This is a genomic window from Pseudomonas sp. B21-056 (assembly GCF_026016325.1).
Lineage (GTDB): Bacteria > Pseudomonadota > Gammaproteobacteria > Pseudomonadales > Pseudomonadaceae > Aquipseudomonas.
The window spans coordinates 6,355,228-6,381,016 of sequence record NZ_CP087203.1 but is presented as its reverse complement, the minus strand read 5'-3'; the positions used below and the strand labels follow the sequence as shown (position 1 = coordinate 6,381,016).

Here is a 25,789-nt window from a genome sequence, read left to right as displayed (position 1 = left end):
CTACATGGCGTGCATGCGGCATGAAAGCGGGATATCGAGTTACGTATTGGGCGGGCAAAAAGGCAATTCCTGTAGTATAACTACAAACTTGCTACATCCCGGCCACCGCCAATAACAAGAGTCCAGCCCCTTGAACCTGTTGCAACACATCGCCCAGTCACGCCACCTGCTGCGCAAGTCGGAACTGAAAGTCGCCGATCACGTACTGCTTGATCCTGCGGCCGTGATGCACAGTTCCATGGCCGATCTTGCCCACAGCGTCGGCATCAGCGAGCCAACCATTGTGCGTTTCTGCCGCGCCATCGGTTGCTCCGGTTTCCAGGACCTGAAACTCAAGCTGGCGCAAAGCCTGGCGGCCGGTGCGAGCTTCGGCCAGTTTGCGATCCATGAAGACGATTCGGTCGCCGACTACAGCCTGAAGATCTTCGACACCACCCTGCATACCCTCATGGAGGTGCGCGAGAAGCTCGACCCGGTGGCGTTGCAGAAAGCGGTCACGGCCATGTCCCAGGCCCAGCGTGTCGAGTTCTACGGCTTTGGTGCGTCGGGCGCGGTGGCGGCGGATGCGCAGCACAAGTTCTTCCGGCTGCTGCTCACGGCGGCCGCCTATTCCGATCCGCACATGCAGGCCATGTCGGCGGTCACCCTGAAGCCCACCGATGTGGCGATCTGCATTTCCCAATCGGGGCGCTCCAAGGATCTGTTGATCACCGCCAACCTGGTTCGCGAAAGCGGCGCCTCGCTGATTACCCTGTGCCCGAGCCAGACACCATTGGCCGAGCTCTCGACGGTGAACCTGGCCATCGACGTGCACGAAGACACCGAGATCTATACGCCGCTGACCTCGCGCATCGCTCACCTGGTGGTGATCGATGTGCTCGCGATGGGCGTTGCCATGGCTCGTGGGCCGAGCCTGGTCAACCACCTCAAGAGCGTCAAGCGCAGCCTTCGCAGCCTGCGGCTGTCGCCCAAGTCGGTGAAGGCGCTGGATGACTGAAGCTGCAAGCTACGAGCCTCAAGCTGCAAGGGCTTGTAGCTAATAGCAACATTCATCGTTCTGTAACCCTCGCGTTGCCAAACCGTCATCCCGTGCCTGCATCGTAAAGCTCCCGTATACGTCTTGGGAGTCTCGACATGACCCAGTCCTACGAAGAACGCAGCGCCGTCAAAACCCGCCGTCAACAGGAAGACCAGCGCCGCATGGCGTTCCGTCGTGCGATCGAAGACCGTTATGAGCAGCGCCAGCTCCTGGCGGAAATCAGCGAGTATCCCGACATCACAGAATTCAATTACTGGCAGGCAGCGCCGGCGGCTTCCCGTCGAAGCGCTCAACCAGGCCAATGATCTGAGCGCGCTCGCCGCGCACGAACGCCAGGAAGGCGTGGGCCACCGGTGACAATCGTTTCGCCCTGGCCTGTACCAGGCACCAACTGCGGTACAGCGGCAGTTCCTCCACCGGCAACTCGATGAGGGCGCCGGACGACAGCTCCCGGCTCACGGCGTGGCGCGTCAACAACGCCACGCCCAGGCCCGCCACCACGCACTCGCGTTGGGCCTCCGCCGACGCTACCTCCAGTGTCTGGGTGAAATGCACCCGTTTCTCCTTGAAATATTCCTCGCAGGCCAGTCGCGTGCCTGATCCCGGCTCGCGCAGCAGCAAGGTATACGGCTCCAGATCCTGCAGGCGCAGCGAGCCCATGTGGCACAAGGGATGATCCGGTGGCGCTACGGCCACGATTGGATTGTTGAGAAACGGCAGGAACTCCAGCCCCATGTCCTGGGGCACCATGGACATGATCACCAGGTCGTCCCGGTTGTCCGAGAGGCGACGAATCACCTGCCCGCGATTGACCACCGTGAGGCTCAGGTTGACCTCCGGGTGCTGACGCTTGAACGCCGCGAACAGATGCGGAACGAAATATTTGGCGCTGGATTCCACTGCCAGCTTCAGTTGGCCTTGCAGCGAGCCCTGCATGTCCGAAAGCTGCATGTCGAGGTTTTCCAGGCGTCCGAAGATGTCCCGGCTGGCTCGTTGCAGGGCTTCGGCGGCTTCGGTCATGTAGAGCTTTTTGCCAACGTACTCAAACAGCGGTTGGCCAATCAGCTCCTCAAGGGATCGAATCTGTAGGCTGACGGCCGGCTGCGTGAGAGACATTTCATCGGCTGCGCGGCTGTAGGACCTCAGGTCGCACACCTCGTTGAAAATCTGCAGTTGACGCAATGTCATACGCATCAATGACTTACGCATTTTCTAGACACCTTGGCCCGAGACGGATGGGTCAACTATAAGTCTTCGCTTATGCCTGACCCAATAAATATTCATTTTTGTTAATCAACGGCCGGGACTAGTGTGGTGCTGCGACCGATTGTTACATCTGGTCACGCGTCGGCCTGAACCTCAGGCCGTGGTATCACCGGCTCAAGGGAACCTCCAATTGATAACAAAGATCCTGATCGCCAACCGTGGTGAGATTGCCGTCCGCATCGTGCGCGCCTGCGCCGAGATGGGCATTCGCTCGGTCGCGGTCTATTCCGACGCTGATCGACATGCCCTGCATGTCAAACGCGCGGACGAGGCCCACAGCATCGGCGCTGACCCGCTGGCCGGCTACCTCAACCCGCGCAAACTGGTGAACCTGGCGGTGGAAACCGGCTGTGATGCCTTGCATCCCGGCTACGGCTTTCTTTCGGAAAACGCTGAATTGGCGGACATCTGCGCCGAACGCGGGATCAAGTTCATTGGTCCTTCGGCGGAAGTCATTCGCCGCATGGGCGACAAGACTGAAGCGCGCCGCAGCATGATCAAGGCCGGTGTGCCGGTCACGCCGGGTACCGAAGGCAACGTGTCGGGCATCGAAGAGGCCCTGACCGAGGGCGACCGGATCGGTTACCCGGTGATGCTCAAGGCCACGTCCGGTGGCGGCGGTCGCGGTATCCGTCGTTGCAACAGCCGTGAAGAACTTGAACAGGCTTTCCCGCGGGTCATCTCCGAAGCCACCAAGGCGTTCGGTTCGGCGGAAGTGTTCCTGGAAAAATGCATCGTCAACCCCAAGCACATCGAAGCGCAGATCCTGGGTGACAGTTTCGGCAACGTGGTGCACCTGTTCGAACGCGACTGTTCGATCCAGCGACGCAACCAGAAGCTGATCGAAATCGCCCCCAGCCCGCAACTGACGCCCGAGCAGCGCGCCTACATCGGCGACCTGTCGGTGCGCGCCGCCAAGGCCGTGGGCTACGAGAATGCCGGCACCGTGGAGTTCCTGCTCGCCGAGGGCGAGGTGTACTTCATGGAAATGAACACCCGGGTGCAGGTGGAACACACCATCACCGAGGAAATCACTGGTATCGACATCGTTCGTGAGCAGATCCGCATTGCATCCGGGCTGCCGCTGTCGGTCAAGCAGGAAGACATCCTGCACCGTGGCTTTGCCTTGCAGTTCCGGATCAACGCTGAAGACCCGAAGAACAACTTCCTGCCCAGCTTCGGCAAGATCACCCGCTACTACGCCCCTGGCGGCCCTGGCGTGCGCACCGATACGGCGATCTACACCGGCTACACCATTCCACCGTTCTACGATTCGATGTGCCTGAAACTGGTGGTCTGGGCGTTGACCTGGGAAGAAGCCATGGACCGTGGCCTGCGCGCCCTGGATGACATGCGCCTGCAGGGGGTCAAGACCACTGCCGCGTATTACCAGGAAATCCTGCGCAACCCGGAATTCCGGAGCGGCCAGTTCAATACCAGCTTTGTCGAAAGCCACCCTGAACTGACCAACTACTCGATCAAGCGCAAACCCGAAGAGCTGGCCCTGGCCATCGCTGCCGCCATTGCCGCCCACGCAGGCCTGTAAGGAATCATGACAATGTCCAAGAAGATCCACGTTACCGACACAATCCTGCGCGACGCCCACCAATCGCTGCTCGCCACCCGCATGCGCACCGAAGACATGCTGCCCATCTGCGACAAGCTCGACAAAGTCGGCTATTGGTCGCTGGAAGTCTGGGGCGGCGCGACGTTCGACGCCTGCGTGCGCTTCCTGAAAGAAGACCCATGGGAGCGCCTGCGCCAACTGCGTGCTGCGTTGCCCAATACTCGCCTGCAAATGTTGCTGCGCGGCCAGAACCTGTTGGGCTATCGCCATTACAGCGATGACGTGGTCAAGGCGTTCGTGGCCAAGGCCGCGGTCAACGGTATCGATGTGTTCCGTATTTTCGATGCTATGAACGATGTGCGTAACCTGCGCGTCGCCATCGAGGCGGTGAAGGCTGCCGGCAAGCATGCCCAGGGCACCATCGCCTACACCACCAGTCCGGTGCACACCATTGACGCCTTCGTGGCCCAGGCCAAACAGATGGAAGCCATGGGTTGCGACTCGGTGGCGATCAAGGACATGGCCGGTTTGCTGACCCCGTACGCCACTGGCGAGCTGGTGAAAGCCTTGAAGGCCGAGCAATCGTTGCCGGTGTTCATCCACTCCCATGACACCGCCGGCCTGGCCGCGATGTGCCAGCTCAAGGCGGTCGAGAACGGAGCCGACCACATCGACACCGCCATTTCCAGCTTCGCCTGGGGCACCAGCCACCCGGGCACCGAGTCGATGGTCGCGGCCCTCAAGGGCAGCGAGTTCGACACCGGCCTGGATCTGGAACTGCTCCAGGAAATCGGCTTGTACTTCTACGCGGTGCGCAAGAAGTATCACCAGTTCGAAAGCCAGTTCACTGCTGTGGATACCCGGGTCCAGGTCAACCAGGTCCCAGGTGGGATGATTTCCAACCTGGCCAACCAGTTGAAAGAGCAGGGCGCGCTGAACCGCATGAACGAAGTGCTGGCGGAGATCCCACGGGTGCGCGAGGACCTCGGCTTCCCGCCGCTGGTGACCCCGACTTCGCAGATCGTCGGCACCCAGGCCTTCTTCAACGTGCTGGCCGGCGAGCGCTACAAGACCATCACCAACGAAGTGAAGCTCTACCTGCAAGGCGGTTACGGCAAGGCGCCAGGCGAGGTGAACGAGAAGCTGCGTCGCCAGGCCATCGGCAGCGAAGACGTGATCGACGTGCGTCCGGCCGATTTGCTCAAGCCGGAAATGACCAAGCTGCGCGGTGAAATCGGTGCACTGGCCAAATCCGAAGAAGACGTGCTGACCTATGCCATGTTCCCGGATATCGGGCGCAAGTTCCTGGAAGAGCGCGAAGCCGGCACCCTGACCCCGGAAGTGCTGCTGCCGATCCCTGAGGCAGGCGCCGTGAGTTCGGCGGGTGGCGAAGGTGTGCCGACCGAGTTCGTCATCGACGTTCACGGCGAAACCTACCGCGTCGACATCACCGGCGTGGGCGTCAAGGCCGAAGGCAAGCGTCACTTCTACCTGTCCATCGATGGCATGCCGGAAGAAGTGGTGTTCGAACCGCTCAATGAATTCGTCAGCGGCGGCAGCAGCAAGCGCAAGCAAGCCACTGCACCGGGCCACGTCAGCACCACCATGCCGGGCAACATCGTCGATGTACTGGTCAAGGAAGGCGACGTGGTGAAGGCCGGCCAGGCTGTGCTGATCACCGAAGCCATGAAGATGGAGACCGAAGTACAAGCGGCTATCGCCGGCAAGGTCACCGCCATTCATGTGGCCAAGGGCGACCGGGTCAATCCGGGCGAGATCCTGATCGAGATCGAAGGCTGAGCTAACAGCCTCGATACAACGCTTTAACCTCGGGGGGGCATGTGCTCCCCTTTTTTTGTGCGCAAAATGCCTGCCCCACACCAAATCCCTGTGGGAGCGAGCCTGCTCGCGATAGCGTCAGGTCAGCCAATATCGATGGCGGCTGATACACCGCTATCGCGAGCAGGCTCGCTCCCACAGGGTGTCCCACCATGCTTGCCGGCAAGCCTGCTCCCTAAGCGATCAGAACATCACCCGCCAGTGGCCCATCAAGGCCTGGCTACGATTGTCGTTACCCGTCTCACCGCTGTAACCCACCCCCAGCGTATGCCGTGAAGAAACCGCCAGGTCCAGCCCCGCTTCGACGAGCAGGCTGTCGCGGTCCAGCTCGGTGCCCTCCACCCGATAGGTGTTGCCGCCGGTCACCAGGCCCTGGCGAGAATGGCCGGTGACGTCGCCGTAGATATGTTTCCAGCCGACGTTCAGGCGGGGAGTCAATTGCATGCCGCGATCCAGGGCAAAGGGCCGGGCGAGGCGCAGGCCCAGGTTGCTGTTGTAAGCGTCCTGGGTCTGACCATGGACCTTCAACGCCGCGTCCCCGCCTTTTTCCTGATAGCGGTCACGTTGATAACGTTGGTAACCCAGATGGGCATAGGGTTCGACGTCAAAATGAGCGAGGTCGAAGTTGTAGCCAATCTGCCCAAAGACCTGCTGCGTATGGGCATCGTAACGCCCCTTGAGGCGATCACTGAAACCGTTGAAGGCCACGTGACGCTTGGTGCTGCCGTCATGGTCGCCATAGACGGCACCCAGGCGCAGCGCCGTTGGTCCGTCCTGACGTAACGCATATGCGCCCAGGTACCAGCTATCGAGCCCGCCGTCGAACTGATAGCCGTCCAGCCGCGTCTGCGTCTTGCTGCCGATGATGCCCAGGCGCCATTCAGGGCTGAGCGCCCAATCGGTTCCCAGCATCAGGCCCTTTGTCGAATGCTTGAGGGCGTCACTGCTCGATTGCCTGCCGATACTGCCGCTGTTGCCGATGGCCTGGACCCAGACCTGGCCGTCGAGAGGCGCGCTTTGCGGGTTCCGGCCCATGGCCGCGAGCATCCCGGTGCTGATCGGAGCGATGCTGCTCAAGGTCGCGTTGGCGAGGTTTGCGGTGTCATAGCCCGTGAGCTGGTCGATAGCTTCGGCGGCCGTGAATGTGCTGGTGCCGAGCAGGGCGTTGATGGCGGCATTGGGCTTTGCAGCGGGTTTGGTGGCAGGCAACGGAGCTGCGGGGGCTTGCGCAACGCGGACGGTTCCATCCGCCTCGACCGGCTTGGCTGGCGGTACGACGATGTTCGGCTCGGTGGCAGGTGCCCGTGCAACGGTAGGCGCTTGCACAACGGCTGGTGTCACCGAATGAACCGGTTGCGGCTCTTCGATACTGGCTGCGAATTCGCGTCCGTTATCGGACGTTGCCACTGCCTCAAGCGGAATATCGTTGCGCGCATAGGTCAGTTTGACCTGCGTTCCCAGGTAGTGGGGCGTCGCCGTCATGAATGCGAGTTCGCTGGTGACCTGCCCGAACTCACCTTCGACCCTGGACGCATTGATAACCGTATGTTCGCTTGTGCCGACATATTCGCCCGGTGCGGCGTTGATTTTCAGCGCCGCGTTGTTCAGGGTCGCGGTTCCGCCGACTGTGATCGTAGCGCTGCCGCCCTGGGCATTGACGCCGTAGACAAGCTCTGCGCTTTGCGACAGTTTGAAGTCCTTTGCAATGGAAGGGGCGTCCATTTCCGGCCCGACTTCCAGCCGGCCCGCAACGTCGAGGTTCCCCACCGTTCCACTACCGCTGAACCTGCCTGTTTCTGCCACAACAACAGTCCCGACGGTACCCGAGTTCATCATCTGGCCTTTCGGCGCCACAAATACGCTTCTTTCAACAGTGCCCTGGTTATCAAATCCACCGAGAACGTGCACCTCCCCACCGAGATGACCGGTGTTGATCAACCTGGCTTTCGACTCAATCAGGCTTCGACCGTCGAAGCCCAGGGTATTCGACCATTCTCCTCGCTTGGCATGCAGATCCTGGAAGTTACGAATTTCATCCAGCTTGCCGCCTGCCGCGGTGTCCAGTTGCAGGACATTGAGTCCGCCCCCGCCGTCGACGAGCCCGATGAGCTTGCCGCGTCCGCTGACGGTCACCCGATCATCGGCGCTGCCCTTTACCAGGGGGCCGTTAAAGGTTTTGGTGATCTTCTCGTGCTTTGTCTGCGGTGCACTGGCGAACGCCTTGAGGCGGGCTTGCACTTGGGCGGTTGTTTCCGGGGGCGAGGGAAGGGCGTCATCGACAACTGACTGAGCCATTGAAACATTGGCACACCCGAGTACCAAGGCAATCGCCGGGGCGAGGTATTGGGGTGGGTATAAGTGTTGAATTGGCATTGGATGCGTTCTCAGGTAAATGAGTCCGCACTTTAAAAATTCACTCTAGAGCGCGATGCCAGCCATCGCTGTGCCTTCGGCGAGAGATCGCGACGAAGCCTGTAGGCCGGTCGCGACTTGAACAAAGCCCCGGCGCGTCAGCGTTCACGGTACGTGGCGTTGCCCTACATCACTCTCGGAACGGTCCGTTTGACAGCGACGGGGCTGTCAACTCCGCTTCAGATACGCCTTCCCATAATGCCGCTCCATCCGCGCCTGGATCAGCTCCAGTGCGATGGACATCAGCCAGTAGATGATCGCCGCCGTGGTGAGCATTTCGATGTAGCGATAGCTGGAGCGGCCATAGGACTGCGCCAGGAACATCACTTCCCAGACGCCCATCACCGAGATCAGGGAGGAGTCCTTGAGCATGGATATGAACTGGTTGGTGGTCGGCGGGATGATGGTGCGCATGGCCTGGGGCAGGGTGACGCGCCAGAAAATCACGGTTTCGCTCAAGCCCAGTGCCAGTGAGGCTTCGCGTTGGCCGTGGGGGACGCCGAGGATGCCGGCGCGGAAGATTTCGCTCAGGTAGGCGCCGTAGTTCAGCGACAGGGCGATGATCCCGGCGGTGACGGCGCCCGGGACCACGCCCAGTTGCGGCAGGCCCAGGTAGATCAGCAGGATCTGGATCAGCAGCGGTGTGCCACGGAAGAACGACGCATAGAAACTGGCAATGCCGAATGCCACCGCGCTGCTGGACAGTCGTGCCAGGGCGGTGATGAAGCCCAGCAATGACGAGGCGACGATCGAGCACAGGCACAGGAACAGCGTCAGCACCGCGCCTTGCAGAAAACCGTTGGGCGCCAGGTGCAGGCCGATCAGGTTCGGCAACTTGTCGAGGATGATCGAGAACTTCAGGTCGAAGCCCAGGAAAAAACTCGCGAACAGCACCAGCATGGCCGCCCAGGTCAGGTACAAGCGTGTGCGAAAACCGAAGATTTTCTTCAGGCGCGACTCAGCCACCGGTTGCGGTGGCTGAGTAGGGGGCGGAAAAGAGGTCATTGAGTGATGTCGGCGCCGATCCATTTCTGCGACAGTTTGCTCAAGGTGCCATCCTGTTTCAACTGGGCGAAGACATCACGTACCTTGCTGTCCCATTGGGCGTCGCCCTTTTCGATGGCCACCGAGTTCGGTTCGGAATACAGCGGCTCACCGGCCAGTTTGAAGCGCTTGTCTTCGGTCAGGCGCGGCTGCGCGGTCACCAGGTTGGTCAGCACCGCGTCCAGGCGTACCCCGGCGCCCAGGCCCAGGTCCTGGAAGGCGACGTTGTCGGTGTCGTACGGGGCGATCTGCACATTCTCGAACGGATAGCTGAGCTGGGTATCCTCGGCGCCTTCGATCACCAGGTTCTTGTTCAGGTAGCTCTCGTAGCTGGAGGCACTGGTGAGGCCGACTTTCTTGTCGCTCAGGTCCTTGGCGCCGTGGATCCGCTCGTCCTTGGCGTTGACCACGATCACCGCTGGCGAAGCGTAATACTGCACCGGGAAATCAAACACCTCGGCGCGGGCCTTGCTCGGCGTCATGGAGCAGATGCAGATGTCATAGCGCCCGCTCCAGTGCCCCGCGGCGATCACGTCCCAGGACGGTGTTTCCAGGCGCAGCTTCACGCCCAGCTTCTGCGCCACGGCTTTGGCCACGTCCACGTCAAACCCGTCGAGCTGGTTCTGATCGTTGAGGAACGAGAAGGGCGGGTAGCTTTCCATCAGCACGCCGACCAGTTCTTTTTTCTGCTCGATACGGTCCAGCGTGGCGCCAGCAAATGCCTGCGACGAGGCGGCCAACAGGGTCAGGCCCAGGGCCAGTAATGGTTGAAGTTTCATGCAAGGCCCCTGGCTGAAAATACAGGTTGTGGTTAACCGAAGAGTGCGTATTAAATAGTTATAAGAACAACTCCGGTAGTGAGTTATTTTCATAAGCTTATGAGTGAATCATATATGGGCTCAGCAACGACAGTCATTCTCGATGGCGGCATGGGCCGCGAACTGCAACGCCGCGGCGCGCCGTTCAGGCAGCCTGAATGGTCGGCGTTGGCCCTGAGCGAAGCGCCCGACGCGGTAGAAGCCGTGCACGCGGCCTATATTGCCAGTGGCGCCAACGTTATCACCAGCAATAGCTACGCGGTGGTGCCGTTTCACATTGGCGAAGCGCGTTTCGCCGCCGAAGGCCAGGCACTCGCCGCATTGGCCGGCGAGCTGGCCCGGCGGGCGGTGCAGGCATCCGGCAAAGCCGTGCGGGTGGCCGGCTCGTTGCCGCCGCTGTTCGGTTCCTATCGGCCTGACCTGTTCGATGCTTCCCGTGCCAGTGAGCTGTTGACGCCCCTGGTGACCGGCCTGGCGCCCCATGTCGACCTGTGGCTGGCCGAAACCCAAAGTTCGACGGTAGAAGCGAAGGCGATTCACGCCGGGTTGCCGAAGGATGGCAAGCCGTTCTGGCTGTCGTTTACCCTGAAAGACGAAGACACCGACGAAGTGCCGCGCCTGCGTTCCGGCGAACCGGTGGCGGAAGCGGCGGCGGTCGCGGCCGAACTGGGCGTCGAGGCGCTGCTGTTCAACTGCAGCCAGCCGGAAGTGATCGGTGCTGCAATCGATGCCGCACGGCAAACCTTCGAACGCCTGGGAGTGAAGATCCACATCGGCGCCTACGCCAACGCCTTCCCGCCGCAGCCGAAAGAAGCGACCGCCAACGACGGGCTGGACCCGCTGCGCGAAGACCTCGATCCACCGGGTTACCTGCTCTGGGCGGCTGACTGGCAGAAGCGCGGTGCCAGCCATCTGGGCGGCTGCTGTGGGATCGGGCCGGAGCACATTGCGGTGCTGGCGCAGAAGTTGGCGTGAGCCGGTAGCCAATCATCGGCTGATCGATTGTCATCGCGAGCAGGCTCGCTCCCACATTTGGAATGCATTTCCCCTGTGAGAGCGAGCCTGCTCGCGATAGCGGACTTCAATTATTCATAAATATCAGCTTACGTTTCCCTCCCAGTTCCACAGCCCTCTATACATATGTACGCCATCTCGGGGCGAACAGCGCGATAGGGTCCGGACTCTTCAATCAGAACCGGACCATTGAGATGTCGATTTCCCCCAAGGATGAACCGGGTGTTACGTCACCTATACCTCAACCAGAAACGATCGATGCCCAGGCGAAGGAACAGCTCAGGCAACTGGCGTTATTGGATACCCACCAGATACAACTGACCCGTCTGTTCGCAGCCTTGCCCACTTTCGACGGGGTGATTGGAAAGCTGTTGGTCGGCCTGCTCAAGGCCAGGATTCCCGCCAGGAAATTTCGTGCGTCAGTGCTTCCGGACATCGAGCCGGATCAATGCTACGTGAGCCGCTTCACCACGGACCAGGCCGGTGGACGCGTCCTGACCTCCTCGGACAGCTTTACCCACGTCATGCGCAACAGTTTGCTCAGCGACACGGCGCCTGACTTCCAGAGCGGTGGCGTCGGGTTCTTCACCCGGGCGGACTCCCTGGACGAGGCCGATAGCCTGTTTGCCGGCCCGCTGGACGCGCACACGTTGCGGGCCATGGAGGCCGTGTTCTATGTTGCCCAGCCGACCACGAATGAACAGGTGAGGCGTCAGTTCCGTGACGAACTGGCGCTCTTTGGCCAGCGCAAGGGCTGGGAGGCGTTGCCGGGCGTCGCAGCTTCGTCCACGACCGAAGCCGCCCTCGCGCAGTTATTGTCCCGGCGCTTCCTGCATCTTTTCGACCTGCACAAAGCCGATCGGGACCCTGCCGCTCAACTCAGCCAGGGTGAGCGAATCCAGCAAAGCGATGAAGATCGCCTGCTGGATATCATCACCACCCATCCTTCCCAGGCGGATAGAAACCGCCTGTTGCGAGCGCCGGTTCCCCATGTCTATGCGGTCAGGCTCGATAGCGGCGCCGCGCAGCCGCAGAAATGGCCTGCCGCGATGGTGATCAAATTTACCGATCGGCCATCGCTGTTCCTGTATTCCCTGGAGCATGGGCTTCAGCGATTCAATGCGTTCCAGGATTTGGTCAGGCACGTATTTCCCACCCTTGAGGGCCAGGCGTGCAAGATCCAGGACATTGCCGTTGAACTGTCCGGGCATGTTTTCGAAGTGGCGGCGGCGGATCTGCTGAAAATGCAAAGTGCGGCGCTGGACAAAGTCCTGGATGCGCGAGGAAGCGCAACAGTGACGCTGAGTGACTTTGCCCGGCAAACCGAAGATGCCCTTGGCTTGCCTCTGTTGTCACTGGCCGGGCCACTGGCGGCCCGTCAGGAAACCTTGGTGGAAAACCGTCGCCCCGGCTTTTACAAGACCGCTACGTTTGCCGAGCGCGCCCACTATCGCCGTCTCGAAACAAAGGTGTTCGATGCCGTCTATACACTGGGCAGCGATGTTCCGACGCTGGTGCAGTTCGCTCGCCAGAAGATCAAGCAGTACCTCCGGCAAACCATCCACCCGCGCATCGACGTGGATCCGGACCAGACCCAGGTCAGGCTGTTCTACGGTGACCGGGCCAACCCAAGGCAGTCACGTACCAGCAGCCTGACCCAGTTGATGCTCGACAATCTGCGGGCGCCGCGATACCCGAACGCCATGCGCGAAATGCTGGCTGTCTACCTTATCGATCAACACGGTCAACGTATCCGGCATCCGGAGAGCGGTTTCCTGATCACGGTGACTGGGGGCGAATTGGCGAAGATGGCGACGAGCATCGATGTCGGTGGCAATTATGAAATCCTGCTGCGCCGGCAAATGAATGAGCCTCGGTACAAGGCGGCCTGGCAGGCGGCGTACCTCGCCCACCTGAAGTTCAAAACGTATGAGGCTGCACTCAGGGGCGACGCCGTATTCCAGGCCAGAGTGGTCGATCCGGTCGCCAAGCCAGCCCATCCGCGAAAACTGCTGGCGGGCTGGCTGGAGGCTGTCCTGCAATCACCCACGGCTGCGAATCGGCCGTGGGTGGGCGGGCGCAGGGTTCATGTCCATGGTCTGCTGCTGGGCGGCAGCGTCGACGGCCAAGGTGGCACGCCGCGCAATGCGCTCAGCATCGACGGTGCGCTGATCTTTTCAGACCAGCCCGGGCCGGACATCAAGGGCACGGTGGGCGTGTATTTGCCGGACAGCCCCCGGGGCGATGACCTGCATGAGTTTGCCGACCTGAGCGATGGCATTACCGGGCTGCTGCAACAGGAAGAATGGCGAACGTACTTCCGCTCGCGTATTTCCACCCTCGATCAAGAAGAGATAAAGCGCGCCTTGGGGCTGCACCGCGGCCGCCCCCTGATCCGTGGCTTCTCGATCAGCGATGACTGGCTTGAGCGCTTTCACCAGGCCTACGTCAACTTCCACAGCGCCTACGCGGATCATCGCTCCAACAGCAACCGGGACATCGGCCTGCAAACCGCTGCGCGGCTGATGATGATGGTGGTTGAAATCGTCATGGACCTGGCCGGCCTGCTGTTGATACCCGGTTTCCAGATGCTGACCCGTGCCGTCAGGACCGGCCTGTTGGTGGTCAGGACCGGTGCGGTGCCAACGAATACGACGACGCTGGCGTTCGTCCATGCGGTGGCAAACACCCGAAAGGCTATCGGCTTCGGTGGCGTGAGCGTCAACGTGAGAGGGCGCTCCTCTTTCCTGGCGATAACGGCTCGCCAAAGCCAGGCTAAAGCGCCGTTTGGATTGCCCTTGGAAGAAACGCTTTATCGCCGCTATGCCGTGGCGGATAGGTCGGTGCTCCAGGGAGTGTCAGCGGATGCCCAGGGCTTTTACCGCCCCACGATCACGGACAGCGCCACGGGGCGCACCGCTCGCCAAGTGTATGTGCAGCAACCCGATGGCACGGTATTCCGGGTACATGACCACACACCGCTCAAAGCCATAGAGGCCAGCATTGTCGACCCGGCGACGGGGTTGAACATCCGCTCCAGTGGTGTGATGAGAAGCACGGTGGCCCGTGCGCCCGATGGCCAGTGGCATGCCGTGGGCTTTGGCCTGGGCGGAGGGGGTAAACGCCCGCGCGCAGGGACGCCCCAACCGGGCCCTTCGGATCCCAAGCAACCCTCGACATCGCTTCGCGCCGTGGCCGATCTGATTCGCACACCCAACGAGTGGGACGTCGAGATCATGGATCTGGTCCCGTCAGTCATCACCCGTCTTCCAAGTTGGCCACAAAATCGCAGCTTGTTGATCATCGATCAACGGCGTGGACGCCAGGACTGGTCGATACGCTTTACCCCCGGGCAGGTTGAAAGCGGCTATCCGATGGGCACGCATCCGCTGCGGTCCGATACTGACGTGGTGTTGATACGCATGGGTGAAAATCACTACACGCTGCGGCTGGCTGGCGACACCGACGTCACGTTCGCCGCCGACGGCAATTGCTTCTTCAATGCCATTGCCCGGGGATTGAACGAGGGCCAGCCCCGGCAAACGTTTTCGATGCAGGGGCTGCGCAATGAAACAGCCGCTTATATCGATCTGCACCCGGAGATGAGTCATTACCTGGTATCGCCGCCTTCCGGTCTGCAGCAGGCGCTCGCGGATAACGCACGTTCCCTGGAACACATGTTGGGCAAGGCCGCGGTGTACGACGTAAGCCAGATTGTCTACGGCACGCGCAACCCGCATAACCTGTTTCGACCGTTGGTGCATTTCTTGAACCTGTATGCCGACGACATGGTGCGCAGGACCCTGAACCAAGCCCGGAAAGCCGACTTGCCACCCGAGATCCTGCAACACATCGGTAGCTACCTGTCCCCCCGGGCTCCGGGTCGTCCGATACTGAGCAGCATTCCGTACTACATGCAAACCGATCGATCCGTGCGGACCTTCTTCGAGGATACGCTGCTACGCCCCATCGAAAATTCGGAAATTGCCGAACTGCTCAATAACGAACACCTCATGTTCTCCCAGGACGTGATTCATATCATGCTCGAGTACGGGGTCAGGGCTCGAGAGCTGACCGATCACCATCCAAAGAACAGTCTGGCGTATGTCCTCTACGATGAAGCACTGCATGGTCATCTCGACGATACGCAGCTAGAGGAGCTGCTCAATGGTGCCTATCTGGTGGATCGTGATGATTTGAAAAAGGTCAAGAGACGGTACGAGCAAGAGACCGGCAATGTCATGGATGACGACTCGGAGCTGTTGGAGCAGCACATTTATTACGACCGCGCCGAGGACCTGGCCGACCTGCTCACCGTGGCGCTCGAGCGATTTCCTATGTTGCAGGCGCGGGCAAATATTCTTCTCAAGTCCCCGGTGATCGCTTCCAACCTGGGTGGCCTGTTCCCCGTGAATCTGATTTCACAATGGATACGCAACCCGAGCATATCCAATGCGCGACTTCAGCTCATCGGCGAGTATGTCAGTGGGCGTTATGACGAATTGACGAGGTACGCAGGCGTCGATATCAACTGGATGCGGCCGTTCGATGACTGGAACCTGAGCAGTCTGTTCACGCATCGGCAGGCTTTGCTGGACTTCTTCTCCTTTCTCCAGGAGACCCGGTATTTCAAGGACAGTGACTTGGCCGCTGTCGCCAGGCTGTTCATCACGCCAGGGCAGCCGCTTTCCAACAGCCGGGTCGCTATTTTGTTCAACAGGCCGAACCTATGGACGTCCATTCGATCCATACGCGGGATCTCGCGGGAAAGCGCCAAGGCCATCTGGCAGGATTTGATGGGGCCGGCATTCAGCGACGACAACATCCGATTCGCCCTCGGGCGGCCCGGTTCGCTCAACAGCGAGTCGGCTTTCACGGATGCATTGATAGACAGCCTGGTCAATGAAGAGGCCCGGGCGCATCGGTTGATCATGGGGTCCTACACCATGAGCGAAAGACAGGCCCAGTACTTTCTCCACAATTTCGATTTCTCCGGGAGCCCGGCGGGGCACAGTCGGCTGGATTTCGCCAGTTATGTGAGTGCCCATGGATCGATACCGCAATGGGCCTGGCCCTATGCCCGAAGTGCGGTGACGCCCGAGGTGCTCAAGCCCTTCCTGGCCACCCGGAAACCGCCTGAGTCCTGATAGTCCGTCTTGAATGATCGCCATCGCGAACAGGTTCGCGGTGGCGATCTTCATCAGCTATGAACGACATTCCGCCAGGCTGCGCACTTGGCCGCCCTCGCTTTGATTCTCTTCGCTCAACCACTGCTCGAACGCCGCGCCGATGGCCGGCCATTCCGAATCCAGCATCGAGTACCACGCGGTGTCGCGGTTCTGTCCCTTGACCACCATGTGCTGGCGGAACACGCCTTCAAAGGTGAAGCCCAGTCGCTCGGCAGCGTATTTCGAGCGGGCGTTGGCGTTGTTGCATTTCCACTCCAGGCGTCGGTAACCCAAGGCGAAAGACTCCTTCGCCAGCAGATAAACCGCCTCGGTGCTTTTCGGTGAACGCTGCATGGAGGCGCCGAACGTCACATGGCCGATCTCGATGCGACCCTGGGCCGGCACGATGGACATCAGGCTGAGAATGCCTTGTACCTCGCCATTGGCGCGGTCGATCACCGTAAAGAAATACGGGTCGATGTTCGCGGCATGATTCTTCAGCCAGGCATCGAATGCCTTGCGCTCGGAAAAGGGGCCATAAGGCAGATAGTCCCAGAGCTTCGGATCGGCCCCGGGCCCTTCGAGCGCTTGCCACAGGCCGTCGGCATGCCGCGCCGGATCGAGTTTTTCCAGGCGGATGAAGCGCCCTTCGATCAACTGGGTGGACGGCGCCGAAACGCCTTTCCAATCGGCAAGTGAAGTCAACATGCAGCGCTCCTTACAAGGCTTTGCGAAATTGGATGAAACCGGGACGCTCGGCGATGCGCTGGTAGAGCTGGATCGCCGTGGCGTTGGTTTCATGGGTCAGCCAGTGCACTTTGCAGCAGCCGTCGGCCTTGGCGGTGGCGTAGACGAACTCGATGAGTTGACGACCGACGCCGGTGCCACGGCTCTGCTGCGTGACCAGCAGGTCTTGCAGGTAGCAGGAATTTTCGATGCTCCAATTGGACCGATGATAAATGAAGTGCACCAGACCGATGGCCGTGTCGCCGTGCCAGGCCAGGGCGCCGTGGGTCGGCTCGCGCTCATCGAGCAAGCGTTGCCAGGTGCTTTGGCTGACCGCATCCGGCAGTTCAGTGTTGTAGAACGTCAGGTAAGCCTGCCACAACGGTAGCCACGCGGCATGATCGTCAGCGGTAACGGGGCGGATCTCGATCTGGCTCATGTTCACTCCTGGGTTGAAAAGTCGGACATCAGGCGCGCGACGGCCTGGTCCTGGGGATCGTGGCTGGCGGCCAACCCCTGGCGTACGCCCGCGGCGTCGGCGGGGACGCGGTTCTGACTGAGCTTGCGCTTGCCCTCCAGGCGTCGGATGGGCAGGGCGAAGCCGACGATGGCCTTGAGCATGCTGTCGATGTACTCGGCCGGTGCATCGTCGATGCTCCATGGCTGGGCGCGGCCGCTTTCGTGGCGGTCGGTAAGGGCGCTGACCAGGTTGCGCAGCCGATGGGCATCGCTGAACACCTCGGCACTGCCATAGGCGTGTACGGCCTGGTAGTTCCAGGTCGGCACGACTTTGCCGTGCTCGGCCTTGCCGGGGTAGAAACCCGGGCTGACGTAAGCGTCGGCCCCGGCAAAGATCACCAGCGCCTCGGCCCCGGCTTCCAGCTCGCGCCATTGTGGATTGGCCCGGGCCATGTGCCCGTAAAGGCTGCCGTTGGGGCCTTGCCGGGTGTCCAGCAACAGCGGCAAATGGCTGGCCTGCAAGCCTTGCTCGCCGTGAGTAACGAGCACGGCCAGGCGACACGCCTCCATCATCCGGTGTAATTGGGGCAAGTCTTCGACGGCAAAGGCTTTGGGGTTGTACATGATGATTTTCCTTGGCGAATGCGAGCATCCTAGGCAGGCTATTGGTCTGTTGTAAGAGCCACTTAAGACCAATTCGATAGGTCCATTTGCGAGGGTTGTCATGAGCAACGCCGTGCCGCCACTGTCGTTCAACCCCGCGGGAATCGAGCTGGATCGTCGCCAGGGCCTCAGCCGTCAGCTTTACCAGGCGTTACGGGCGCGAGTACTGGATGGACGGCTGGGCAGCGGCACGCGGCTACCGGCCAGCCGTGACCTGGCGGCGGCGTTGGCGATTTCCCGTAACAGCGTGGTGCGGGCCTATGATCAGCTCTACGCCGAGGGTTTCATCGAGGGGCGGGTGGGGGACGGCACCTATGTGGCAGAGCTGTCTTCTCTGGTGCTGGACCGGCCTCATCGCGAGCAGGCTCGCTCCCACAGGGATACCCGTTCCAATGTGGGAGCGAGCCTGCTCGCGATGGGGCCTGCGCAGGAAAACATATCCACAAAAGTGTCCACAGGGTTTTCAACAGGCTTATCCACTGGTTTATCCACAGATTGGCTGGATTTGCCTGTGATTTCATCCAGTAAAGTTATCCACAGTGGCGCACTGGAGCGGGTCGAAAAGCACCATTTGCCAGCACCTCCCAGCGGTCCGCCGCGGGCGTTTCGGGTAGGCGTCCCGGCTTTCGATCTGTTTCCTTTCGACGTCTGGGCCAAGCTGAACGCGGCTTTCTGGCGAAAACCGGACTTGCAGCAGCTGTGCTATGGCGACTCCCAGGGTGATGAGCGTTTGCGCGGGCTGATTGCGGCGTATTTGCGCAGTTCCCGTGGCTTGCACTGCACGGCTGAGCAAATTGTGATCACCAGTGGCGCGCAGCAGGGCATCAGCCTTTGTGCACAGCTGCTGGTAGACCCTGGCGACGTCGTGGCGGTGGAAAACCCAGGTTACCGCGCAGCCGGGCATGCCTTTGCCGTGGCCGGCGCTGACGTGAGAGGCGTGCCGGTGGACGGCGATGGCCTGGATTGCACCGCGCTCGCCTCGTTGGATCATTGTCGACTGGCCTACGTGACACCGTCCCACCAATACCCCACCGGGGTGGTGATGAGCCTCGCGCGGCGGCTGGAGTTGCTGGCCTGGGCCGAGCGCAACGACGGCTGGATCGTCGAGGACGATTATGACGGCGAGTACCGCTACAGCGGCGCGCCACTGGCGCCGTTGGCTGCATTGGATCGCCAGGGGCGCGTGCTCTACGTCGGGACGTTCGGCAAAGTGGCGTTCCCGGCCTTGCGCCTGGGCTACCTGGTTCTGCCTCCCGGGCTGGTAGACGCCTTTGCCCGTCGTCGCGCCGTGGATGTGCGCCACTCCGAAGTCAGCACCCAGGCGGTGATGGCCGAATTCATGGCGGCGGGGCATTTCCAGCGTCACATCAGGCGTATGCGCCGGGCCGCATTGGCGCGGCGTGATGCGCTGCTGGCGGGCTGGCCAGAAAACCTGGCGGGTGTCGGCGCCATGCCGACCGTCGTGGCCGGGCTGCACGTCACGGTGCCGGTGGACAGTGTCGAGCGTGAGCGCGAACTGATCGTCCAGGCGACCGCAGCGGGGATCGAAATCAATGGCTTGAGCAACTATTGGCTGCCCACCACCTCGCCGGTGCGTGGCGGGCTGGTGCTGGGTTTCGCCGCCGTGCCACCCGCGGCGATCGCTGCCGCGCTGGTGAGCCTGGGGAAAGCCTGGAAGTGCTGAGACGTGAGGGCCGGGCATCAGCAGATGCCCGGCTTGCATTCATGAGCGCGATTTTTGAAAGAACACTTCCTTGGCCTGATCCACGGCGATTTCGCTGCGGTAATGGTCGATCAGTTGACGGTGGCTGAGGGGTTGGGAGGCGTCGATGACGGTGGTCTTCTGATTGGCTTGGGCAACGGTTTTCAAGTGGGCAGAAAGGTAGGTGTAGGCGGGTACCCAGTTTGTCGAATAACGGAAGTCTGCAAACCAGAGCGCTTTGCCGGTTCTCACGTCCTTGATCTCATACCGGTCGAGAAAGCCGTAGGGCGGGTTCTTGATGCGTTGCCGGTTCTTCTGTTTGGTGATGGAGATCTGGTTCCGACTTTTAAGCCATATGATGCTGCTCATGGTCGGCGGGCGTCGTTTGATGACATTCAGAACGGTTTCGAAACCCAGGACATACAGGGCGCTTGATTCCTTCTCGAGCTGTGCGCGCAAGGCTTCGGCCGCGCGTCGTTGCGCCTGCGGAAGTTCCCGCGTTTCGTTTGAAGTCACACCTTGTGCCTGGTCGAGGGCCTTTTTGATGGCCGTGCCGACTTTTTCCATCCTGCCAGCGTGGGCATTGAGGATCATCCCTATGCCGGCGGGTGTTTTACCGGGCTGGTCTACGGTTTCCTCTAGCTGCGCCTTGAACGCCTCCAGCCCGTTGATCAGGTCGTTGCCCTTCGTGATGCTGATGTCCAAGGCCGGGACGGCGGGCTGCGTGGCGTCGGGTTTCATATGAGGGATCCATTCGCCGGTTTCCTTGCGATGGAACGTGACGATGATGTCTCCGGAGAACGGGTTTTTCACATCGACCCAATCCGTTTCCTCCATCAATCTGGACAGGCGCGGCTCGCCGCTGACCAGGCCCCAGAAGCGCGCCCGGATAAACTTTTTCCTGGGCCTTGGCCGTTGCTCATAAGGGGTGCCGGCGCTTCGTCGTTCCCGTCTCTCATCGAGGGCAGACGCCAAATGACGCAACGTCCATTGTTCAAGTTCGCCGATCCCCGAGCGCAGTCGAGCGAGCTGTGGCGCACGCACGCTGCCCTTGTATTCGTTACCCAGGTAGTGGAGGTGTTCGTCGATGGCGGCGAACTGTTCGGCCAGGCTGCCGAATGCATCGATCCGCTCATCCAGCCGGATCACGCTGCGCTCATCGATCGCGTCACGCAGGCTCTGGAACGCCACCGTGGCGTTATCGACCACCTGGTTGAGCGCTTCCCAGCCTTCGGGCATCGACTCGACGCTTTCCAGTGACAGGCAGAGATGACGGTACATATCCAGTTTGATCAGGCGAAGGTCGGCGGCCGTGTAGATAGGCATTTTCTTACGATGCCGCCGGATGAATTCGAAGCCTTCATAGCCGTTATCCTTCAGCTCGGTGAAGCGCGTCTCCATGTAGTCCAGACGCTCGATCATATCGTCGCTGACGCTGATCATGCTCTCGGCGGCATCAATGTGCTGTTGCTCCAACACCCTGACCCTGGAAGTGACCATGCCCTTCGCCTTGCTCATGGCCGGAATGAAGCGCTCCTGAAGTGCCTCCATCTCGGCGAAGGTAAAGTTTACCTGGGCATTCAGGTAGCCGAGCCGGGTGCGAGGGTAGTCGGGCCTTGACTGGAAGAGCGGCCATTCCATCAGTGTCTGCAACGCCTGCTGATAGTTTTCCCGCTGTGTCTTCAGCATGGCGACATACACGTTGCGTTTCACCTCCCTTTCGGAGCCCGACGCCTCGTCCATTGCCTTGGCCTGCATCGTCAGCAGTTTCTGATTCTGCGGCTTCTGTTCTTCGAATTGATTCAGTGCGGATAGCAGATCAATCCGGCGCCGTTGCGCTTTAGCGATGACTTTTTGCCTGACGCCTTTGGACCCGCTGCCGCGTACTCGCAGGCGTGTATCGATGTGCCATTTGCCGTGGGCATCGCCCATCAGGGGAGGGCCCTCGCGGGCGGGATTTTTTCCGTCGACGATAGAGACCAGTTCGCCTTCGACCCGCACCTTGAACCACTTGTCCGCTATTTTGGCGTGCCAGTCTCCCGTCTGTTCGTAGAGCCCCTTGAGCGCTCCTTCGGTTTGGAGTTCTCCCGGATCTGCGGGTTCGTCGATGCTGAAGGAGTCGATAAACCGCGCGCTTTCTCTCGATCTGCCCAACAACGCACCACTGGAACGGATGGGCGCGTAGTGTTCGGTTGGCAGCGACGTGCTCGGAAGCGGTTCGAGCAGTTCGATCACCAGTTCATGTTTGGGTTTTGGCAGGCTTTCCAGTTCGCGCACTTCTTTGGGTACCGGTATCCGATGGGGACTTCGGGCTGCCCTGGCGCGGTCGATGGCGTGGGTAATGATCGCCAGTGCGATGTTCAGCAGCAGGTCAGTGAAGGCCTCCCATTTGGTCGGTCGATCGGCCTCCGGTTTGCCCTGCGCCAATGTGTCGACGTCCTCCATGATTTGCCAGAGCCAGGCTGCGGTGCCTACGGCTGTCCCCAGGTAAGGCAGGGCCAGGTTGAACATCAGCCAGCCTGCCCGTTCAAAGCTTTCCCAGCGATTTTCCTGGTTGGATACCGATTGCCGATCGGCCAGCTCGACCAGGGCATCGGCATTGGCCTTGAACAACTGCGGCAGGAAATCTGCCCCCATGTTTTTGTCGGTCAAACTGATGGGGCCGCTATAGGCCAAGGAGGTCAAAGGGTCGGCCACGAACGCCACGATGCTCCAAGGGGAGGGCAGCAGGTCCGGGAATACCAATCGGCCGTAATCGTTACGCACCCCATCGGGCAACCAGGCCAGCACCGATTGGCGTAACGAAGGGATTTGCCTGATCGCATACAGCAGATTGCTGAACGACGGGTACTGGCTCAACTGCGGCTGCAGCATGGGGCGATACAGCAGGCAAGGCCCGGCGCTCGAGTCCTCGGGACCGATGACGAACATGTTGGTCACGACGTCTTCCGAGTCGCCCACTTGCAGCTCGGGTACGAAGGCCAGTTTGCGTACGACGATGTTTTTGCCGTCGACCTTGCGGTCGGCTTCATTGGGCTGCATCAGCGCGGCGACGTAGCGGTACCCCCTGTCGTCCAGGTGCCCCTCGCCACGGATCTTGCATTCCAGCGCCAGCATTGGCAGTTGGATGCGTAGCTGGGAGGTGTACAACTTTTCGCGGCGGCTCGAATCTGCCGGATCGTCGAGCAGTTTGCCCTTGACCAGCTCGGGGTAAGTGCGACCGATATCGACCTGGGTGATGAGGTTTTCGAGGTACGCCACGGTCATCCACTCGGGCAACTCGGTCTCGCCCAGGGACTGGATACTCTTGTCGCCCAGGGGAAGCGCAATCAGGTTCTGCAAGGCGAGCTCGACGAGGCTGAAGCGGGTGGTGTCGATCTTGCCGGGCACCACGAAGCTCCCCCAGATAACGGGGCTGCGCACCTCGAACTCGATTTCTTCCAGGTCGAGCTTCGAGGCGTCGGGGTGGTCCGAGACCATCTGTTTTTTCAGCTCGCTTAACGCATAGTCCTTGATGGAAGGAATCTCATCCAGATAGGTTTTGCCGGCATGGGATTGATTCAATATCGACAGGTTTTTCATGTGCTGGGCAAACAGCGTCTGATCGGACGGCGAGGCCTCCAGCAGCCAATGGGGCATCTGGCGCTGGAACCAGTTCACGAGCTCGTCCTCATCGGTTTCCTCGCCGTTGGCAGGAGGCTCATAGGACGCCCATGTCTGCGGGGAGTTACCGATGACCTTGACCTGTTCGGCGATCATCCCGCAGGCCTTGTGATCGAAAATATTGCCGTCGGGCTCATACAGCCGCCACTGGATTTTTCGGTAGGTGGTCGTACCAAAATGGGTCGGGAGGGATTGTCCCAGGGCTTGCCGTGAATCGAATTTCTCGTAACCGTTGACGATCGAGTACTTGAGAATGACTTCCTTGCCCTCGATCTTGCCGATCAGGACCACGATCGAGTTGTCGCCCAGGCGGGTCACTTCAAGGCCATCCACCTTATCGACGTCGATCAGGTACGCATGGCTGTCATAAGGGTCGTTCTTCTTGCGGTCCTTGCGGTCGGGGTATTGGAACAAGTGCCTGGCCATGGCGCACTCAGTCGTCGTCCAGCCCCTGACGCGCCCGACGTTCCAAGCCTTGCGCAGCTCCCCGGAGAGGTCATGCCAGCGTGGGCCGGATATGCCAAGCGAAGCATTCCAGTACGCCAGTTGCTGCTCCTGGCAAGCCGTCAACATGGCCGGCACCAGCTCATTGATCAGGCGCCCGATCTGGTCGATACGCACCGGCAAATGCACATTGGGGGACGTCAGTGGCAGTTGGGTCAGGTAATGCAGCCCTTCGATCAGCACCATCGGATCGCTTTTATCGTCCACCAGCCCGGCCAGCATTTCGGCAAGGGATTCATAGCGGGTCGGGCGACGCACGATTTCGCCATCGACAATGTCCCAGTCCGGTTCGCCGACCACGGTATTGTGCGGATCAAGGTTGAGTGTGGGGTAGAGTTTCTTGAGACCGTCGCGCAGCAGTATGGACGCGACCTCCGGGTACGTGGGCCCGGCGAGCAACTGGTTCAGTACGGCATCCCGGGGGTTGGCTTCGGCCTTGGGTGTCTGGGTGGTAGAGGTGGTTGTCATCTGAGTCTCCCTGTCTCGCGATGAATGGAATCCCGAAGCCGAACGCTTCGGGATAGCCATGCTAGTGGGGCGGGAAACAGGGAAGGTGGTAACTATGTATTGCTTGTGTCGTCAAGGGCCAGGCGATGCCAATCTCTGTGGGAGCGGGCTTGATCCAACATCGCCGGTAACTGACCCACCGCCATCGCGAGCAGGCTCGCTCCCACAATGGAACTGGCGGTGTACTCGATATTCATGCACGACACAAAACCTGTGGGAGCGAGCCTGCTCGCGATGGCGCCGGCACATCCAACATCATAAGTAACTGCCCACCGCTTTCGCGAGCAAGCCTCCCGGTCATTGCCCCGACTTGATCCGAGTCCAGGCTCGCGTCCGCGCCCGCTCAGCATCCCTTGGCAAAGGCTGCAACGTATACAACGTCGCCATGGCCGCCTCGGTCGGATACAAATTGGGATTGCCACGAATCGCCGGATCCACCATCTGCGTCGCATCCTTGTTCGGATTCGGGTAACCCACAAAATCACTCACCGGCGCAATCACCTGCGGCTGCAGCAAGTAATTGATAAAGGTGTAGGCGTCCTCCGGGTTCTTCGCGCCTTTTGGAATGGCGAGCATGTCGAACCAGATCGGCGCGCCTTCCTTGGGTAGCCGCATGTCCACAATCACACCATTCTTGGCGTCCTTGGCCCGATTGGCGGCCTGGGAGAAGCTCCCGGAATACCCAACCGCCACACAGATGTCCCCATTGGCGATATCCGCCATGTACTTGGACGAATGGAAATAGGTGATATGCGGCCGGATCTTCATCATCAACGCCTCGGCCTTGGCATAGTCCGCCGGCTTCTTGCTGTTGGGGTCCAAGCCCAGATGCTGTAAGGCCAGGGGCAGGGTTTCCGAAGGCGAATCCAGCAGCGCCACGCCACACTGCTTGAGCTTGCTGATGTTTTCTTCCTTGAAGATCAGGTCCCAACTGTTCACCGGCGCGTTGTCACCCAGGGCAGCCTTGACCTTGTCCGGGTTGAAGCCGATCAGAATGGTCCCGTACATGTACGGCACGGCGAACTTGTTGCCCGGATCGTTGGCCTCGATCAACTTCATCAACTTGGGATCGAGGTGATTCCAGTTCGGCAACTTGCTGCGGTCCAGGGGCTGGAACACCCCGGCCTCGATCTGCTTGGCAAGGAACACATTGGAAGGCACCACCACGTCATAGCCGGAATTGCCGGTCAGCAACTTGGCCTCCAGGGCCTCGTTGGTATCAAAGATGTCGTAGACCAACTTGACCTGGCTGTTCTGCGTCTTGAAATCTTCGAGGGCCTTGGGCGTGATGTAGTCGAACCAGTTGTAGACGCGCAAGGTCCGCTCTTCGGCCTGGGCGGCGCTACACAGCAGCGCGGTACAGAGGGCGGGGACCATCAAACGCTTGAGTCTTTTCAT

At 60.5% G+C, this 25,789-nt stretch carries 16 protein-coding genes; 7 read left to right on the top strand and 9 right to left on the bottom strand.

Annotated elements, in window-relative coordinates; translation table 11 throughout:
* The first annotated feature begins 130 nt into the window (after positions 1-130).
* Both hexR and LOY67_RS28010 read left to right on the top strand, forming a co-directional pair.
* Positions 131-997 carry a transcriptional regulator HexR gene (gene hexR / locus LOY67_RS28015; RefSeq protein WP_003187110.1) on the top strand — a complete coding sequence of 289 codons (867 nt, stop codon included), beginning with the start codon at positions 131-133 and terminating at the stop codon, positions 995-997.
* A gap of 137 nt (positions 998-1,134) precedes the next feature.
* The gene (locus LOY67_RS28010; RefSeq protein ID WP_265065338.1) at positions 1,135-1,344 is read left to right on the top strand and encodes a PA3496 family putative envelope integrity protein; all 210 of its coding nucleotides are present in this window, start codon (positions 1,135-1,137) and stop codon (positions 1,342-1,344) included.
* Here the strand turns inward: LOY67_RS28010 and LOY67_RS28005 are convergent.
* Entirely contained in the window at positions 1,286-2,248 is a 963-nt protein-coding gene (locus tag LOY67_RS28005; protein WP_320110000.1) for a LysR family transcriptional regulator, read from the bottom strand. The genes LOY67_RS28010 and LOY67_RS28005 overlap by 59 nt on opposite strands.
* A 187-nt stretch (positions 2,249-2,435) precedes the next feature.
* Here LOY67_RS28005 and LOY67_RS28000 point away from each other — a divergent pair, with 187 nt between their 5' ends.
* Positions 2,436-3,851 carry an acetyl-CoA carboxylase biotin carboxylase subunit gene (locus LOY67_RS28000; RefSeq protein ID WP_025216234.1) on the top strand — a complete coding sequence of 472 codons (1,416 nt, stop codon included), beginning with the start codon at positions 2,436-2,438 and terminating at the stop codon, positions 3,849-3,851.
* A 12-nt stretch (positions 3,852-3,863) separates the two neighbouring features.
* Positions 3,864-5,672, top strand: coding sequence for a sodium-extruding oxaloacetate decarboxylase subunit alpha (oadA, locus tag LOY67_RS27995; RefSeq protein WP_265065337.1), 1,809 nt, complete (start codon positions 3,864-3,866; stop codon positions 5,670-5,672).
* A gap of 222 nt (positions 5,673-5,894) precedes the next feature.
* Here the strand turns inward: oadA and LOY67_RS27990 are convergent, their stop codons facing one another.
* The 3 genes from LOY67_RS27990 to LOY67_RS27980 form a co-directional block, all read right to left on the bottom strand.
* Positions 5,895-8,084 (bottom strand): autotransporter domain-containing protein, encoded by a 2,190-nt coding sequence (locus tag LOY67_RS27990; protein WP_265065336.1) that lies wholly within the window; start codon positions 8,082-8,084, stop codon positions 5,895-5,897.
* A gap of 207 nt (positions 8,085-8,291) precedes the next feature.
* Positions 8,292-9,128: an amino acid ABC transporter permease gene (locus LOY67_RS27985; RefSeq protein WP_265065335.1), complete on the bottom strand. Its 837-nt coding sequence runs from the start codon at positions 9,126-9,128 to the stop codon at positions 8,292-8,294.
* On the bottom strand, positions 9,125-9,946 hold the full coding sequence (locus LOY67_RS27980) for an ABC transporter substrate-binding protein (RefSeq protein ID WP_265065334.1): 822 nt from the start codon (positions 9,944-9,946) through the stop codon (positions 9,125-9,127). The genes LOY67_RS27985 and LOY67_RS27980 overlap by 4 nt, the downstream gene beginning before the upstream one ends.
* 114 nt (positions 9,947-10,060) lie before the next feature.
* On the opposite strand from LOY67_RS27980, the gene LOY67_RS27975 reads away from it, so the two are divergent.
* Together LOY67_RS27975 and LOY67_RS27970 are read left to right on the top strand one after the other, a co-directional pair.
* A complete protein-coding gene (locus tag LOY67_RS27975) occupies positions 10,061-10,960 on the top strand; it encodes a homocysteine S-methyltransferase family protein (protein ID WP_265065333.1) in 900 nt (299 codons plus the stop codon).
* Between the two features lie 233 nt (positions 10,961-11,193).
* Positions 11,194-16,146 carry an OTU domain-containing protein gene (locus LOY67_RS27970; RefSeq protein ID WP_265065332.1) on the top strand — a complete coding sequence of 1,651 codons (4,953 nt, stop codon included), beginning with the start codon at positions 11,194-11,196 and terminating at the stop codon, positions 16,144-16,146.
* 57 nt (positions 16,147-16,203) lie between these two features.
* Here the strand turns inward: LOY67_RS27970 and LOY67_RS27965 are convergent, their stop codons facing one another.
* From LOY67_RS27965 to LOY67_RS27955, 3 genes are read right to left on the bottom strand one after another with little or no spacing between them, the layout of a single operon-like run.
* Entirely contained in the window at positions 16,204-16,875 is a 672-nt protein-coding gene (locus tag LOY67_RS27965) for a GNAT family N-acetyltransferase (RefSeq protein WP_265065331.1), read from the bottom strand.
* A gap of 10 nt (positions 16,876-16,885) precedes the next feature.
* Positions 16,886-17,332 carry a GNAT family N-acetyltransferase gene (locus LOY67_RS27960; RefSeq protein ID WP_265065330.1) on the bottom strand — a complete coding sequence of 149 codons (447 nt, stop codon included), beginning with the start codon at positions 17,330-17,332 and terminating at the stop codon, positions 16,886-16,888.
* Positions 17,333-17,334: 2 nt separating this feature from the next.
* A complete protein-coding gene (locus tag LOY67_RS27955) occupies positions 17,335-17,976 on the bottom strand; it encodes an FMN-binding negative transcriptional regulator (protein ID WP_265065329.1) in 642 nt (213 codons plus the stop codon).
* A 100-nt stretch (positions 17,977-18,076) separates the two neighbouring features.
* Here LOY67_RS27955 and LOY67_RS27950 point away from each other — a divergent pair, with 100 nt between their 5' ends.
* Positions 18,077-19,699: a PLP-dependent aminotransferase family protein gene (locus LOY67_RS27950; protein WP_265065328.1), complete on the top strand. Its 1,623-nt coding sequence runs from the start codon at positions 18,077-18,079 to the stop codon at positions 19,697-19,699.
* Between the two features lie 39 nt (positions 19,700-19,738).
* On the opposite strand, the gene LOY67_RS27945 is transcribed toward LOY67_RS27950, so the two are convergent.
* Both LOY67_RS27945 and LOY67_RS27940 read right to left on the bottom strand, forming a co-directional pair.
* Positions 19,739-24,352 (bottom strand): dermonecrotic toxin domain-containing protein, encoded by a 4,614-nt coding sequence (locus tag LOY67_RS27945; protein ID WP_265065327.1) that lies wholly within the window; start codon positions 24,350-24,352, stop codon positions 19,739-19,741.
* A 336-nt stretch (positions 24,353-24,688) separates the two neighbouring features.
* Complete coding sequence (locus tag LOY67_RS27940) at positions 24,689-25,789, bottom strand: polyamine ABC transporter substrate-binding protein (RefSeq protein ID WP_265065326.1); 1,101 nt, start codon at positions 25,787-25,789, stop codon at positions 24,689-24,691.